Source organism: Apilactobacillus intestinapis (assembly GCF_049166695.1).
In the GTDB taxonomy this organism is placed as follows: domain Bacteria; phylum Bacillota; class Bacilli; order Lactobacillales; family Lactobacillaceae; genus Apilactobacillus; species Apilactobacillus kunkeei_C.
On sequence record NZ_JBMHFD010000034.1, the window covers coordinates 1 to 522 of the forward strand.

At 31.6% G+C, this 522-nt stretch carries 1 protein-coding gene; it reads left to right on the forward strand.

The window, feature by feature from the left end; genetic code table 11:
- Positions 1-467 (forward strand): helix-turn-helix domain-containing protein (locus ACOMA7_RS07715; RefSeq protein WP_034532662.1); only part of this gene is annotated, 467 nt, incomplete at its 5' end.
- Positions 468-522: the final 55 nt, after the last annotated feature.

Below are 522 nucleotides of genomic sequence, written 5' to 3' on the forward strand. Positions count from 1 at the left end.
CATACCTAAACGGTATGGGATCTCAAATGGTAGCTAGAAAATTTGGGATTAAAAGTAGAAATACTGTTTTATGTTGGGTTAAGAGTTACAAAAAATATGGTCTAGATGGTCTGAAAAAAAGTAATAAAGTGATTGAATACTCTACTAAAGAGAAGCAATATATATTAAACTGGATGAAAACGACTAAATCATCTTATCCAGAGACAGCTTATCATTTTAATATTCCATCTCCATCAACTATCTGGACTTGGGAAAAGCGATTAGAGAAAAAAGGTATCGATGGTTTATTGTCCCGAAGGGAAAGAAAAGCCATGACAAAAAAGAAAACTAACAAAGCCAACTCAAACAACACTAATACCGATAAAGAAAAATTAAAGAAGCTTGAAGAAGAAAACTTAATGTTGAGAATAGAGAATGATTTCTTAAAAAAATTGAGGGCCTTAGACGACGAAGAAGACCAGAAGTAATTATTAAAATAATCGACGAACTAAGGCTGAAATACCATACTACTAAAACATTAAT